Genomic DNA, 12,835 nt, shown 5'->3' on the forward strand with positions numbered 1-12,835 from the left:
GCCTCCAAGGCGTCAGCTATCGACTCAAGAGCCACCAGCCCGCCGCTGATACGGCATAGTAGAAAACACAGATAGTGGTCCTGTTTTCAAACGGCACTATTGGCCCTGTTTTGGCTCGGCGTTAACAACGGTCGATCACCGGACTGTTCATCGTGTTCAAGAGCCTGGGTGCCACCCTCATCGGGAGGGGCGAGCACGCACCCGCCGCGAATCCTTGCACAAATCACTGGTCTCGCGATTGTCGGGTTCCCAAGCGGGAACATCGCCGTCGGTTGGCGCCGCACGGCCGCCACAACCGCCCGGTCCCTCGATCACAGTGACGCGAGTTGAGCCTTCCAGTAGGATTTGCACACTGCCGCAGCCTCCGGCGAGCCGAGCTGGCTATGCTGCACCGCCACCCGACTCTTGCCGGGTGTCGACTCGTTGATCGTGACATTGACACGGGAGTCATCCTCTAATCCACAACGCCAGTAGCGCCACTTCGCGGTCGTTGAAGTCGTCGACTCGTCCGTCACCTCGAGCCCGTTGAACGACGTACGGCCGCCGACCAGAGCAGTCCAGGCGGTAAGTGCCGCGTCCATACTGCCGGATATTGTCCTGCTGGCGCTGGAGGCAAAGGTGCCGTCTCCTTGCTGTCCGGGGATACGGCGGCCGATGTACTGTTCGTAAGCGATCGTGATGCCCTGCGCCCACCACCCGTGATTTTTCAATTCCAGATGCGCGATTTCATGTTGTACCAGCGGCACGATGTCGGGATGAGGCAGCTCCCGACCACCCATAGCGTCGATCACGGCAACCCATTCCGACCATCCTCGCTTCGTCACTTTCACATACGGGCCAACGCTTTGTGGTTTGGTCATGGGCCGAATCTATCTGATCGGGCTAGCCCGAGGCTCGTCGTCCCTGACCAGGATTTCGCCCGGCTAGTGCGGGGAGAACTCGCAGTGATGGCGCGGGTTTTGGAGGCTTGCCGGACATGCCGCCTGGCCGAGCGACGAGTGAGCCGTCCGAGTACCTCGGGTGACATGACTAGCCGCACTATACGGAGCGTCAGGTGGGGCCGCTGGAGTGCACTTCAGCACGCAAAGCCGACCCCGGCGCACATGGCGGCGCCGGAGATATCTTGAAAAATCTTGGCCCAGCTGTCGATCCGGGGCAGGTTGTTCGCTGTCTTGATGACGGGGCCGGACAGTCCGGCCCGCGATCTAATGCAGGAGGCAGCTCCATGTCCCAGTACATAGTCCTAATCTACGAAGACCAGGCGCGCTACGCGACCATGTCGCCCGAGGAGTGGGGCGCGCTGATCGACGCGCACAACACGTTCAGAAACCAGATCTCCGAGCTCGGTGGGGCCCTCACGGGCGGGGAGGCGCTCGCGTCCGTGACGACGGCCAAAACGATCAAGGGTCGCGGCATGGTGACGGACGGCCCGTTCGTCGAGTCCGAGGAGGCCTTCGGCGGCTACTATTCTTTCGAGGCGCGCGACCTTGACCACGCCGTCGAGATCGCCAAGCTCTGCCCGGCCCCCTTCGGCGGCGTCGAGGTTCGCCCGCTCGTGGACCCGTCGACGAACCCGTTCTAATCGCTCCAGGCGACGAGCCGACCGCGTCCGCCGTGCGGGAGGGCGCGGCGGCCCTGCGCTGGCGCAGGCCCGCCGCTCAGAGCGGGCCTTCGTGCTCCGCTCGACGCCCCGACGCTCGTCGATGCGGCCAAACCCGTGCCGCTCATCTTTGTCCTGGTCATCGCGTTGATCGCGATGGATGGAGAGCTCATCCTCGACGACATCTTCAACCCGGTCTCTCTCTTCTGAGAATTTTCTTCGAGAACTGTCGAAAACGGGCTTGTCGGTTCGCTGTAAGAATGAAACGATTCCATTGACGAAAGGATACGACCGTGAAGTACGTCATCATGTTTACCTTCGACCCCGAGCTCGACGCGAAAGTGCCGGCGGACCGGATGCAGGGCCTTTACGGGCGCGCGTACCAGTGGTACGCGGAGCATGCCGCGCAAATCGCCGATGGTGGAGTCCAACTGCAGCCCGTCGAGACGGCGACCACCGTGAAGTACGGCGAGAGCGGCACCGTGTTGGTCGATGGGCCGTTCTCGGAGGCCAAGGAGGTCGTCGGCGGCTTCAGTATCATCGACGTCCCGGATTTGGACGCCGCGATCGCGCTGGTCCGCACATGGCCGTTCCTCGAACTGCCCGGCTGGGGTGTGGAGATCCGCCCGATCTTGACCATCGGCAGCCAGCCCGAGGAGTGAGCGGCTCGGATGCCGCGGCCCGTCCGGACGACGCGAGCGCGCCGAGCGGCCCGAGCGGCAAGGTCGCGGCATCCGATCTCCTCCTCTCGCAAGTCGTGCGCGAGGAGTCCGGACGAATCGTGGCGGCCCTGGCCCGGTCTCTCGGCAGCCTGGACATCGCCGAAGAAGCGGTGGCCGAGGCCGTGGATGAGGCGCTCCGCGCGTGGCGGAAGGGCGGGATCCCGCCGAACCCGGGCGCTTGGCTCACGCAAGCCGCGCGTCATAACGCGCTCGATCGCCTGCGCCGCGAGAAAAGGTACCGCGAGAAGCTGGCCGGCATGGTACCCGGCGTCGATTCGGAGTCCGCGGCACAGGAAGACGCCTGGCCCAATTCGCCCGCCGAGCTCGACGACCGTCTTCCGCTGCTGTTCGGCTGCTGCCACCCCGCATTGGCGCCGGAGGCTCAACTCGCGCTCACGCTGCGAGCGGTGTGCGGCCTCACCACGGCGCAGATCGCGCGTGCCACCTTCAGCACCGAGCCCGCGACGGCGCAGCGAATCGTGCGCGCCAAGCGGAAGATCGGCGCGACAGGCATCCTGCTGCGGATACCGGAGGCGACGGATCGGGCGGCACGGCTCGACATCGTCCTCACGATCGTGTCGGTCATGTACAACGAAGCTCATCTGGTTGCCGGCGGCGACGCAGCCGCAGACCGCGACCTCGCCGATGACGCGCTGTGGCTGGCGGGCGTGATTGTGGCGGCCCTGCCGCGCGAGGCAGAGGCTCACGGCCTCCTCGCGCTACTGCTGTTCCACCGGGCGCGAGAATCGGCACGGTCCGTGGATGGCGAACTGGTGCTGATGGCCGATCAGGACCGGTCCAGATGGGACCAGACTCTCATAGCTCGCGCACGCGCCGAGCTGGAACAGGCCGCCCGGTTACGTCGCCCGGGCCGTTGGCAGCTGCACGCGGCGATCGCCGCGTGCCACGCGGATGCCGAGACCGCAGTGAAAACGGACTGGCTGCAGGTGCTCGTGCTCTACGACCTGCTCCTCGGCTACGACCCATCTCCTGTGGTGCGGCTCAATCGTGCCGTAGCCCTGGATCGGGTGGGAGCCCCCACGGCAGCGCTCACCGAGGTGGACGCCCTTGAGGGCAAGCTCACGCGGAACCACCTCTGGCATGCCGTGCGCGCGCACCTGCTGCGCCGGCTCGGACGCGACGACGAGGCACTCGCCGCGGATCTGCACGCCCTGGAACTGACAGCGAACGACGCCGAGCGTCGACTCCTCGCTGCCCGCACCGGTCGGTGACCGTTCGGTTGCGCGGCCGGTCGGTTGCGCGACCGGACGCCGGTGTCGCACCGCACGAGGCATACCAGGTTGTCGCGAGAGGTCGCCGTCGTGCTCATAGAAGTAGGCGTCGGTCTCGTGGATGTGAAATGTCACGTCGAGTGCCGTCGCGGTGCGCAATTCGCCCACCAGATATTCCGGTGTGGTCGCCACAACGAACTGAAATTCCTGGTCGGTGTCGTTTCGCACTCGTTAGTCGAGATAGTTGAACATCACCGACGTCCAAGTACCGAACGGATCTGCCGGTTGAAGTCGGGACAGAGGTCCAGGCTATCGTGGTGGTGCTCCGTGATCGTGAGTGGGCTGTAGAGCACCATCCAATGAAGCAAGTTGGTGAATTGGCAGATTCCGCCGCCCTGGCGAGATATCGCCAAAAAGCATTCGTGCCATCGTGTTCATTCCCCCACGCCGATGGTCGCAGCCGCGAAGGAATAGTCCAACCGGACGACTGAACGGCAGCGCACCCTTCAGCGCAAGACTTCGTCCGTTCGTTCGCCCAAGACGGGGCAGCACGGCCGTCCGCACAGGTCCTGGAGACGGGGCTACGCGAGCAGCCGAGTGGCGCCTGTGGTGCCCCCACTGGGACTTGAAACCAATTGGGAGGTCAATGGCCACCCCGCGAACAGTCAGCTTCCGCGTAAAATCAACGTTTTTGGGTCACTTGGGTAGTGCCACAATCACGTCATTTTCCGACATTTGTCGGCAAAATGTGGGCAAACGCGTGGGCATTTTTTGGTGTCTCAACCCCGTCAATAGGCCGGCATGAGTTCAAGGAGTCGAGCTGCACGATCAGCGATCGCTCCTGCTGCGGGAACGGCTTGATCAACGTCGTCGACACTCGCCGATGGACGGTCGAGGTCGGGGTATTGCGTCGAGTTGCGGAGCCGACGCATCGAGTCGAATTCGCGAATTTCAACCTGCCGTGGTGGGTCGAGTTGAGCGATCGCCACTTCAAGCAGAACGGCGTGTGCACCTTCGCCACGGGCCTTCAATCCCTGATTGACCAGAATGGCCGCGAGCGCGAGGCGCACCGCATCGTATGTGAGGGTGAACGCCCCGGCGGGATCGAGGTCGCGCAGGGTCACGGCTGCCGTGAGGTGCACCCGCGCCTGCGCAAGGTGACGTTCGGCGAGGTCACTATTGGCTGCGACCCCCGTGAGACGGCCTTGTTTGAGAAGCAGGTCAACCTCGGATCGGCCGCGGTCCCAATGGTTGATCATGGATTCTCCTTCTGAAGTTCAAGGCTCACGATCGGACGCTCGGTTAGGGTGCGCAGGAACGGGTCCGTGTTGGCGGCCTCCCACGCGGCTGCGCTGACGATTCGCACGTTCACCTCCCGCCCCAGGCTGGCGCCGGCGAGGCGTGCTGCCTCGTTGACAGCGCCACGGGGCGGGTTGCCGACGAGGAGTACATCGATGTCTGCCGGAGCGTCCCCCGACTCTCCCGCGCGGCGGGCGGCCCAGGAACCATAGATGAAGGCCTGATCGATTCCGGATATCCCCGACAAATGCTGGGGTATCACGACAGCCGGCCCGTACGTCAGGGCAAGCAGTTCCGCGAGGGGCCGAAAAGCTGGCGTATCCGAGCGCACTCGAACCTCGACGGACTGACCGCGCTTCTCTGTGCTGGCAAGTCCCATCTGGACAATGCGAGAGACTTCTCGGTGAGCGCTCGCATACGGCGACTTAGCGGCGCGAGCAAGTTCGGCAATCGTAAATGACCGATCAGCATTCAGGAAGAGTCGTGCGAGAATTTCTCCCTGCGCATCTGACCGGAAGAGCGGGCTTAGCGCTGGCGCCTGAATGTTCACATACGCGATATTACTATCGTCTATGTGGATAAACAACACCGGAGCGATGGAAGCCGAAATAGGCAGGACGACGCAGGCGGGACGGACGAATTCGTCACAGGGCTCAGGGACAGCGTGCATCAGGAGAGGACGGATGGGCGAACCTTGCCACGGTGGGCCAGCTAGTGCGGAAGCAACAGCCCGACTTCGACTCCCGAAAATGGGGCTACGTAAAACTTTCTGACTTGGTTCGAGCGGCGGAACTCTTCCTCATCGAGACCAGACCCACCGGCGGACTTCAGGTACAAAACAAAAAGGAGAACGGTGAATAACCTGGTCGCGACCGGGGCAAGAGCACGAGCGCTCTAGTCGGTATTCATTCAGACCGACTGCTGAACTCCCTGCGGCCGCCTGTAGGCCGGACGACGAACGCGACAGATCTGGGACGGATGCTCGGCCACGCCTCGGCCGCGATGACCCTCGACGTGTACGCCGACCTCTTCGACGACGACCTGGACAGCGGCGCGGTGGTCCTCGATCAGGCCCGAATGAATTCAAATGTGGGCAAAGAAGGGCCTGAGGCACCCGGTACTAAGGTAAAGCCCAGATCATACGGAAATAAAGATGGTGCCCCCACTGGGACTTGAACCCAGACTGTGACGATTTTAAGTCGTCTGCCTCTGCCAATTGGGCTATGGGGGCGAGCCCGGTGACGGGCATTTACAGCGTAGGTACTGCCGCGCGAGTATCGCCCGGCAGCACCTACCGAAAAGCTACTTCGAAGCGGATGCCTCAGCGGCCGCCTTCTCGGCAACCGGCGCCTGCGCGGAGGGTGCCTTCGTGGATCCGGCGGCGGCATCCGATGGAGCAGCCTTCGCCGTGGGCTTGCGCGGCGCACGAGGCGCACGCGGAGCCGTCGGCGCCTTGGCCGCGGGCGCAGCAAGAGCCGCAGCAGCAGGAGCCGGCGGCTTCGGGCGCGAAGCGAACTCTTCGAACACAGCGCGCGGGTGTTCCGTGGCACTCAGCGACACGACATCGCGACCGAGTAGCACGTTGTTGACCCAGCCCCACACGACGCGGAACTTGCGCTCCCAGCTGGGCATGGCCAGGCCGTGGTAACCACGGTGGGCGAACCAGGCCGGCAGGCCGGTGACGGCAAGGTTGCCGCTCTGAAATACGCCGACACCGATGCCGAGACCGGCGACGGCACCGAGGTTCTTGTGCAGGTACTGCACCGGCTCTTCGCCGCGCAGTACTGCGACCAGGTTCTTGGCGAGCAGCTTGCCCTGACGCACTGCGTGCTGGGCGTTGGGCACGCAGTTGCCACCGACACCGCCACCACTCAGGTCGGGGACACAGCTGACGTCGCCGGCGCCCCAGGCATCAACGATGATGTCGTCTTCGGTTCCAACACGCAGGTCCGCGCGAACCTGCAGGCGGCCACGCTCTTCGATCGGAAGGTCGGTGTGACGCACGATCGTGGGGTTGGCCATGACGCCGGCCGTCCAGACGATGAGGTCGGTCTCGAACGTCTCTCCGGTGGAGAGCTCGATCTTGCCGTCGACCGCACTGGTCAGCTGGGTGTCGAGGTGAATCTGCGCGCCGCGACCGGCGAGGTTGTCGATGACCCACAGGCTCGTCTTGAGCGACACCTCGGGCATGATGCGACCCATGGCCTCAATGAGGTGAAAGTTGGTTTCTTCGAAGCTGATCTCCGGGTAGAGAGTGAGCAGCGAGGTGGCGAAGGAGCGCAGCTCGGCGAACACCTCGATGCCGGCGAAACCGCCACCGACCACGACGAAGGTGAGCAGGCGTTCGCGTTCGGGACCGGCCGGCAGGGCAGCGGCCCGGTCGAAGTTAGTCAGCACGCGGTCGCGGATGGCGACGGCTTCTTCGATGGTCTTCAGGCCGATGGCTTGGTCGGCAACACCCGGAATCGGGAAGGTGCGCGAAACAGCACCGGCGGTGACCACGACGATGTCGTACTTGAATTCGTACGGCTCGCCGATCGGCGGGGTGATCGTGGCCGTCTTGTCGGCGTGGTTCACGTGCGTGACCTTGGCGGAGACAACATTGGTCTTCTTGAGGTGACGACGGTGCGACACAACCGCGTGACGCGGTTCGATGGATCCGGCAGCGACCTCCGGCAGGAAGGGCTGGTACGTCATGTACGGCAGCGGGTCCACGATGGTGACCTCGGCTTCGCCGGATCGTAGCCATTTCTCGAGCTTCCACGCCGTGTAAAAACCGGCGTAGCCGCCACCAACAATGAGAATTTTGGGCACGATGAGAAGGCCTCCTACATGATTATGATTGTGCGAAATCTTTGGGATTGCGCCGAATTCGCTTGATATGCCGAGTGGCCCCAATGCCGAGCAGCGTTACTAGGATACCAAACACCACGAGTACAGCGAGCGGCAGACTGATATAAGTCAATGTCAGCTGGTTGGGAAGCCAGGCCGTGAGCACGTTTTGGGCCGGAAGCGCCGGGTCGTCGTCCGCGGCTGCGGGTGCTTCGGCGGCGGGAACCTCGGTGGGAACGACCTCGATCTCGGCCCGACGGTGCAGGGTGATCCACTCCGTCAGCAACTGGCTGGGAGTGGCCCCGGTTGCCGGAGCAACGTAGCGGGTCACCGCGGCCGCGGCATCGATTAGACCGTTGCCGTAGATCGGGCTCGGCACTGATTGCCCGTTCGAGTTCGCTGTGGCAATCACCCGGTTCATGACCCCTGCCGCGTCAAGGTCGGGGTACGCGGCTCGAACGAGGGCGACGAGTCCGGACACGATCGGCGCCGCAGCGCTGGTTCCGTCCCACTGCACGTACGACGAGTCGGGCATGACACCGACCAGTTTCTCGCTCGGAGCGGCGATGGCGATGGTGATTCCCTGCGAGGAAGCGTCAAAACTCGCCGTCTTGTTGCGGTCAACACCGGCGACCGTGAGCACGCCGGGAATCGTCGCCGGAGCACCGACCTCGGTGGTACCGCTTCCCCGGTTGCCGGCCGCGGCCACGACGACGACATCATTGTCAAACGCGTAAAGAAAGGCGTCGTCCCAGCTTTCCGGCCAGTACAGCGTGTTGCGGGTCAGCGACATATTGATGACATCGGCACCGTTGTCGACAGCCCAGCGGATGCCCTGCGCGATCTGGTCATCATTGCTCACCGCGGAACGGGTGCTGCCGAACGCGACTGACACCGCCAAAATGGATGCTTCTGGCGCCACCCCGATGAGGCCCGCGCCGTCACCGGTTCCGCGACCGGCCAGCAGAGAGGCCACGAGGGTGCCGTGCTCGCCGTCATCGTCATCGCCGGCGACCGGCGTCTGGCCGTTCGCGGAACCGAGGCCGGAAACATCCGTTCCCCCGGTCACGACGCCGTTCAACTCGGGGACGCTGCCTTTGACCCCGGAGTCGATGACGGCGACGGTGACGCCGGCGCCCCGCGTGGTGTTCCAGGCTTCGGTGAACCCGTAGTCGTTCAGCCAGTACTGCAGGTCACGAATCTGGTCGGCGTGCGCTGCGGGCGCGTCAAGCATGACGGAGCCGGCGATAGTGCCGCCGAACAGCGTTGTGGCGAGGGCGAGCGCGACACCGGTGGTGACACGGCGCGAGAGTGCAGTCACTCCGAAGCCGTCCCGGCGGCCACCGCACTGTAGTCCAGGCAGACGCAGACCGAGGGCGACCAGGCCGCTCGCGCCAGCGCGAGGTCGCCGATCGGGTTTACACCGGGCCCGGCGGCCAGGGAGTGCGCGGCCAGGGCGTGCAGACACTTGACCCTGCTCGGCATGCCGCCGGAGGAGATCCCGGCGATTTCCGGCACGGTGCCAAGCTGGTCGCGGTCGAACAGAAAACTTTGGTGAGCGCGCTCGTAAGCTGCCCGCAGCTCGCCATCCTCGGCGAGCAGGTCGTTGTATTCGTTCATGACCTGGGTGGCCTCGAGAGATGAGATCGCCGCCGTCGCGGCCGGATGGCAGAGGTAGTACAGCGTGGGAAACGGGGTGCCGTCGGCCAGCCGGGGTGCGGTGGCGACCACGGTCGGCGCTCCGCAGACGCAGCGCGCGGCGATGCCGACGACGTTGCGGGCCGGGCGACCCAGCTGCGCCGAAACGAGATCGATATCGGCCGCAGTGAACGGGTCGAACGGCGGCCGAGTCACGGCACCACCGGTGCCGGTGCTTGCGGAGCGAGGCCGGCCGTCATGGTGGAGGCGAACAAGGAACCCAGCCAATCAATTGTGGTGCTTTGAATATTCGTGCTGACCGGGGTCGTATCCGCTTCGAGCGGAGCGACGACCGGCAGATCGTTGATGACGAGAAAGCTGATGTCCCCTGGCAGCACGTACGACAGCCGCTCGCGGGCCTGCGTCGTGACATAGGTACGGTCGTTCCAGCGCTCCAGCTGGCTCGTGAGCTGGTCGACCTCGGCCTTCTGGTCGGCGACAGCAGCACTGAGCTGGCTGATTTGCTGCCGCTGCTCGGCGTAGGTGCGGAGGCTCGGCGCGAGCACCACGACGGCAAGAATGAGGACGACCATCATCACGAGTGAAAATCCGGAGAACCGGATGCTGCGCAGCCAGCCGCCGGCCGGCGTCTCGGCTTCCGCGACAGCGGGTTGACGTGCTGCCGACGCGCTCTGGGCAGGTCGTTTCTGATCCACGGCAACTCCTTTCGCTGGCTGGACGTGCTGGTGAAAATGGTACCAAGCGAAAGCTGTGGGCCCCCGACCAGCCAAAATCGGTGGTCGGGAGCCCGAGCTTTGTTGTGGGGCGCTGTTACGCGGTGAAGCGGGGGAACGCGGTGCGACCGGCATAGACCGCAGCCTCGCCGAGTTCTTCCTCGATGCGCAGCAGCTGGTTGTACTTGGCAACGCGCTCGCTGCGTGCCGGCGCGCCGGTCTTGATCTGCCCGGCATCCGTGGCGACGGCGAGGTCAGCGATGAAGGTGTCCTCGGTCTCGCCGGAGCGGTGCGAGATGATGGCGGTGTAGCCGGCGCGCTGGGCGAGAGAGACGGCATCCATCGTCTCGGTTAGGGTGCCGATCTGGTTGACCTTGACCAGGATGGAGTTCGCAGCCTTGAGTTCGAGGCCCTTGGCCAGGCGCAGGGGATTGGTCACGAACAGGTCGTCTCCGACGATCTGTACCTTGTCGCCGAGTGAAGCTGTGAGGTGCACGTAGCCGTCCCAGTCGTCTTCTTCGAGCGGGTCCTCGAGGGAGACGAGCGGATAGTCGGTGACGAGCTCGGCGTAGTACGCGCTCATCTCTTCGGCCGAGAGCTTTTTGCCCTCGAAGTTGTAGCTGCCGTCCTTGAAGAATTCGCTCGCGGCCACGTCGAGGGCCAGGGCGATGTCCTTGCCGGGAACGTAGCCGGCGTTTTCGATGGCTTCGACGATGAAGTCGAGGGCCGCACGGTTGCTCGGCAGGTTGGGAGCGAAGCCGCCCTCGTCGCCGAGGCCGGTGGACAGTCCCTTGGACTGCAGCAGCGCCTTGAGCGAGTGGTAGGTCTCGACCCCCCAGCGCAGGGCCTCACTGAACGACTCAGCGCCGAGCGGCACGATCATGAATTCCTGGATGTCGACATCGTTGTCGGCGTGCGAACCGCCGTTGATGATGTTCATGAGGGGCACTGGCAAGGTGTGCGCGTTCGGGCCACCGAGGTAGCGGAACAGCGGCAGCCCGGCCGAGCTCGAAGCGGCCTTGGCCACGGCCAGGCTCACGCCGAGGATGGCGTTGGCGCCGAGGCGCTCCTTGTTGTCGGTACCGTCGGCTTCGATGAGCACGAGGTCGACGATGCGCTGGTCGGTCGCGTCGATGTCTTCCACCGCGGGGCCGAGGTCGTCGATGACGGCTTCGACGGCTTTGAGTACGCCCTTGCCCTGGTAGCGGGCTTTGTCGCCGTCGCGCAGCTCGTAGGCCTCGAACACGCCGGTCGACGCTCCGGACGGCACAGCAGCACGGCTGACTGTTCCGTCGCCGAGCAGAACTTCGACCTCGATGGTCGGGTTGCCACGAGAGTCGAGAATTTCGCGTGCGTCTACTGCCTCAATTAGGGCCACAACTGTCTCCTGATTTGTCGGGGTGAACGTCTGGGTGGACGCTCGGATGTGTCGCGGATTCAGTCTAACTAAACCCGTCAGCCGATCCGCTGATCTGCAGGGGCTGGCCGGTCCGCTCAGACGCCGAGCGGCTTGAGGTCGAGGTCGTCGCTGGTTGCAGTGTCAGCGGTCACGAACGCGAAGCGTCCGTAGCCGGCCTCGCCAGCCCGATCGAGCAGCGCCTTGAGGTTCTTGGTGCGGCGTTCCAGCCGCACCCGCAGCCCCGCGGCAACGAGGTCGCGCTTGAGGGCGACCAGACTTGCCGGGTCGGCGTCCTTCTCGTGCACCAACACGACCGCGTTGAGAGCGGATTCGGCATCCGCTTGCAGCAGGTCGACGATGCGTTCAAAGCCGATCGAGAATCCGCAGGCTGGCACGTCGGTGCCGAGGAACCGGCCGATCATGCCGTCGTACCGGCCGCCACCGCCGAGGGAATAGCCGAGCGACGGGTGGGAAATTTCGAAGATGGTGCCGGTGTAGTAGCCCATGCCGCGCACCAGGGTGGGGTCAAACTCGAGGTCCACGCCGGGGAGTGCAGCGCGAAGGGCTTCGAGGTCGGCGAAGGCCGTCTGGTCGAGCCAGTCCGGCGCACCTGCCCCGAGGGCCCAGCCGCCGGTACCGAGCTCGGTGAGCAGCGTGGCAAGGTCGGGCGCGTCGATGCCGAGGGCTCGAAGTTCGGCATCGACGCCGTCGACACCGATCTTGTCGAGCTTGTCGATCACGATCAGCGCCGGATCGGTCAGCTCGGCCGCGACTTTCCAGTGTGCGAGCAGGCCGAAGAGGATGCGGCGGTCATTGATTCGAATGGAACAGCCGGTAAGGCCGAGCTTTTCCAGCGTTGCGGCCGTCGCGGTGATCAGTTCGATCTCGGCGAGCGGGCCGGCCTCCCCGATGATGTCGATGTCACACTGCATGAACTGGCGGTAGCGCCCCTTTTGCGGGCGTTCGGCTCGCCAGACCGGAGCGATCTGAATCGACCGGAACACGGTCGGCAGCGCGGCACGGTGGGTGGCGTAGAACCGGGCGAGCGGAACCGTCAGGTCGAAGCGCAGGCCGAGGTCGGCCAGGGACGCAAGGTCGTTTTGCTCGGCCGCGGCGGCAACATCCGCTGGGCTGAGACCGCGCTTGAGCACCGCGAAAGCGATCTTCTCGTTGTCGCCGCCCAGGCCAGAGTGCAGTCGGGCGGCGTCTTCCATGACCGGCGTTTCGATCTCATCGAAACCGTGCGCACGAAAACTGCCGCGGATGATTCCGAGCGAACGCTCACGAACGGCCTTGTCGGCGGGGAGAAAATCGCGCATACCGCGCGGCGGGGTCACTGCAATAGCCATGGGGCAATTCTCTCAGGTGCCGTCGACGCG

The 12,835-nt window shown here is 64.6% G+C and carries 14 protein-coding genes and 1 tRNA gene; 4 read left to right on the plus strand and 11 right to left on the minus strand.

Annotated features, from left to right (window positions below):
- Positions 1–311: 311 nt before the first annotated feature.
- On the minus strand, positions 312–860 hold the full coding sequence (locus QMF22_RS14990) for a hypothetical protein (protein ID WP_283455047.1): 549 nt from the start codon (positions 858–860) through the stop codon (positions 312–314).
- Positions 861–1,225: 365 nt separating this feature from the next.
- On the opposite strand from QMF22_RS14990, the gene QMF22_RS14995 reads away from it, so the two are divergent.
- From QMF22_RS14995 to QMF22_RS15005, 3 genes are all read left to right on the plus strand, one after another.
- Complete coding sequence (locus tag QMF22_RS14995; RefSeq protein WP_283455049.1) at positions 1,226–1,582, plus strand: YciI family protein; 357 nt, start codon at positions 1,226–1,228, stop codon at positions 1,580–1,582.
- A gap of 311 nt (positions 1,583–1,893) precedes the next feature.
- On the plus strand, positions 1,894–2,262 hold the full coding sequence (locus QMF22_RS15000) for a YciI family protein (RefSeq protein WP_283455051.1): 369 nt from the start codon (positions 1,894–1,896) through the stop codon (positions 2,260–2,262).
- A complete protein-coding gene (locus QMF22_RS15005) occupies positions 2,259–3,554 on the plus strand; it encodes an RNA polymerase sigma factor (RefSeq protein WP_283455053.1) in 1,296 nt (431 codons plus the stop codon). Before QMF22_RS15000 ends, QMF22_RS15005 begins: the two co-directional genes overlap by 4 nt.
- 251 nt (positions 3,555–3,805) lie before the next feature.
- Here QMF22_RS15005 and QMF22_RS17405 read toward each other — a convergent pair whose 3' ends face one another.
- From QMF22_RS17405 to QMF22_RS15015, 3 genes are all read right to left on the minus strand, one after another.
- Positions 3,806–3,910 (minus strand): hypothetical protein, encoded by a 105-nt coding sequence (locus QMF22_RS17405; protein ID WP_349357104.1) that lies wholly within the window; start codon positions 3,908–3,910, stop codon positions 3,806–3,808.
- Between the two features lie 432 nt (positions 3,911–4,342).
- A complete protein-coding gene (locus QMF22_RS15010) occupies positions 4,343–4,813 on the minus strand; it encodes a HEPN domain-containing protein (RefSeq protein ID WP_283455055.1) in 471 nt (156 codons plus the stop codon).
- Positions 4,810–5,232, minus strand: coding sequence for a nucleotidyltransferase domain-containing protein (locus QMF22_RS15015; protein ID WP_283455057.1), 423 nt, complete (start codon positions 5,230–5,232; stop codon positions 4,810–4,812). Before QMF22_RS15015 ends, QMF22_RS15010 begins: the two co-directional genes overlap by 4 nt.
- A gap of 260 nt (positions 5,233–5,492) precedes the next feature.
- On the opposite strand from QMF22_RS15015, the gene QMF22_RS17545 reads away from it, so the two are divergent.
- Positions 5,493–5,714 (plus strand): OST-HTH/LOTUS domain-containing protein, encoded by a 222-nt coding sequence (locus QMF22_RS17545; RefSeq protein WP_502846971.1) that lies wholly within the window; start codon positions 5,493–5,495, stop codon positions 5,712–5,714.
- 293 nt (positions 5,715–6,007) lie between these two features.
- Here QMF22_RS17545 and QMF22_RS15020 read toward each other — a convergent pair.
- The 7 genes from QMF22_RS15020 to hisS form a co-directional block, all read right to left on the minus strand.
- Positions 6,008–6,084: transfer RNA gene (locus QMF22_RS15020), tRNA-Leu, on the minus strand.
- A 71-nt stretch (positions 6,085–6,155) separates the two neighbouring features.
- Positions 6,156–7,667, minus strand: a complete 1,512-nt coding sequence (locus tag QMF22_RS15025) for an NAD(P)/FAD-dependent oxidoreductase (RefSeq protein WP_283455059.1) — start codon at positions 7,665–7,667, stop codon at positions 6,156–6,158.
- Positions 7,668–7,689: 22 nt separating this feature from the next.
- Positions 7,690–9,006 (minus strand): S8 family serine peptidase, encoded by a 1,317-nt coding sequence (locus tag QMF22_RS15030; protein ID WP_283455061.1) that lies wholly within the window; start codon positions 9,004–9,006, stop codon positions 7,690–7,692.
- Positions 9,003–9,539, minus strand: coding sequence for a DUF501 domain-containing protein (locus QMF22_RS15035; protein WP_283455064.1), 537 nt, complete (start codon positions 9,537–9,539; stop codon positions 9,003–9,005). Before QMF22_RS15035 ends, QMF22_RS15030 begins: the two co-directional genes overlap by 4 nt.
- Positions 9,536–10,039 (minus strand): FtsB family cell division protein, encoded by a 504-nt coding sequence (locus QMF22_RS15040; RefSeq protein ID WP_283455066.1) that lies wholly within the window; start codon positions 10,037–10,039, stop codon positions 9,536–9,538. Before QMF22_RS15040 ends, QMF22_RS15035 begins: the two co-directional genes overlap by 4 nt.
- 115 nt (positions 10,040–10,154) lie before the next feature.
- The gene (gene eno, locus QMF22_RS15045; RefSeq protein WP_283455068.1) at positions 10,155–11,435 is read right to left on the minus strand and encodes a phosphopyruvate hydratase; all 1,281 of its coding nucleotides are present in this window, start codon (positions 11,433–11,435) and stop codon (positions 10,155–10,157) included.
- A gap of 116 nt (positions 11,436–11,551) precedes the next feature.
- The gene (gene hisS / locus QMF22_RS15050) at positions 11,552–12,805 is read right to left on the minus strand and encodes a histidine--tRNA ligase (protein WP_283455070.1); all 1,254 of its coding nucleotides are present in this window, start codon (positions 12,803–12,805) and stop codon (positions 11,552–11,554) included.
- Positions 12,806–12,835: the final 30 nt, after the last annotated feature.

The organism is Cryobacterium sp. PH31-L1 (genome assembly GCF_030063145.1).
GTDB lineage: Bacteria > Actinomycetota > Actinomycetes > Actinomycetales > Microbacteriaceae > Cryobacterium.

What these genes read in the sequence shown, in the direction of transcription:
- QMF22_RS17405 (WP_349357104.1), bottom strand. Translation starts at nt 3,910, where the DNA reads ATGGTGCTCTACAGCCCACTCACGATCACGGAGCACCACCACGATAGC.
- hisS (WP_283455070.1), bottom strand. Translation starts at nt 12,805, where the DNA reads ATGGCTATTGCAGTGACCCCGCCGCGCGGTATGCGCGATTTTCTCCCC.
- QMF22_RS15010 (WP_283455055.1), bottom strand. Translation starts at nt 4,813, where the DNA reads ATGATCAACCATTGGGACCGCGGCCGATCCGAGGTTGACCTGCTTCTC.
- QMF22_RS15015 (WP_283455057.1), bottom strand. Translation starts at nt 5,232, where the DNA reads ATGGGACTTGCCAGCACAGAGAAGCGCGGTCAGTCCGTCGAGGTTCGA.
- QMF22_RS14995 (WP_283455049.1), top strand. Translation starts at nt 1,226, where the DNA reads ATGTCCCAGTACATAGTCCTAATCTACGAAGACCAGGCGCGCTACGCG.
- QMF22_RS14990 (WP_283455047.1), bottom strand. Translation starts at nt 860, where the DNA reads ATGACCAAACCACAAAGCGTTGGCCCGTATGTGAAAGTGACGAAGCGA.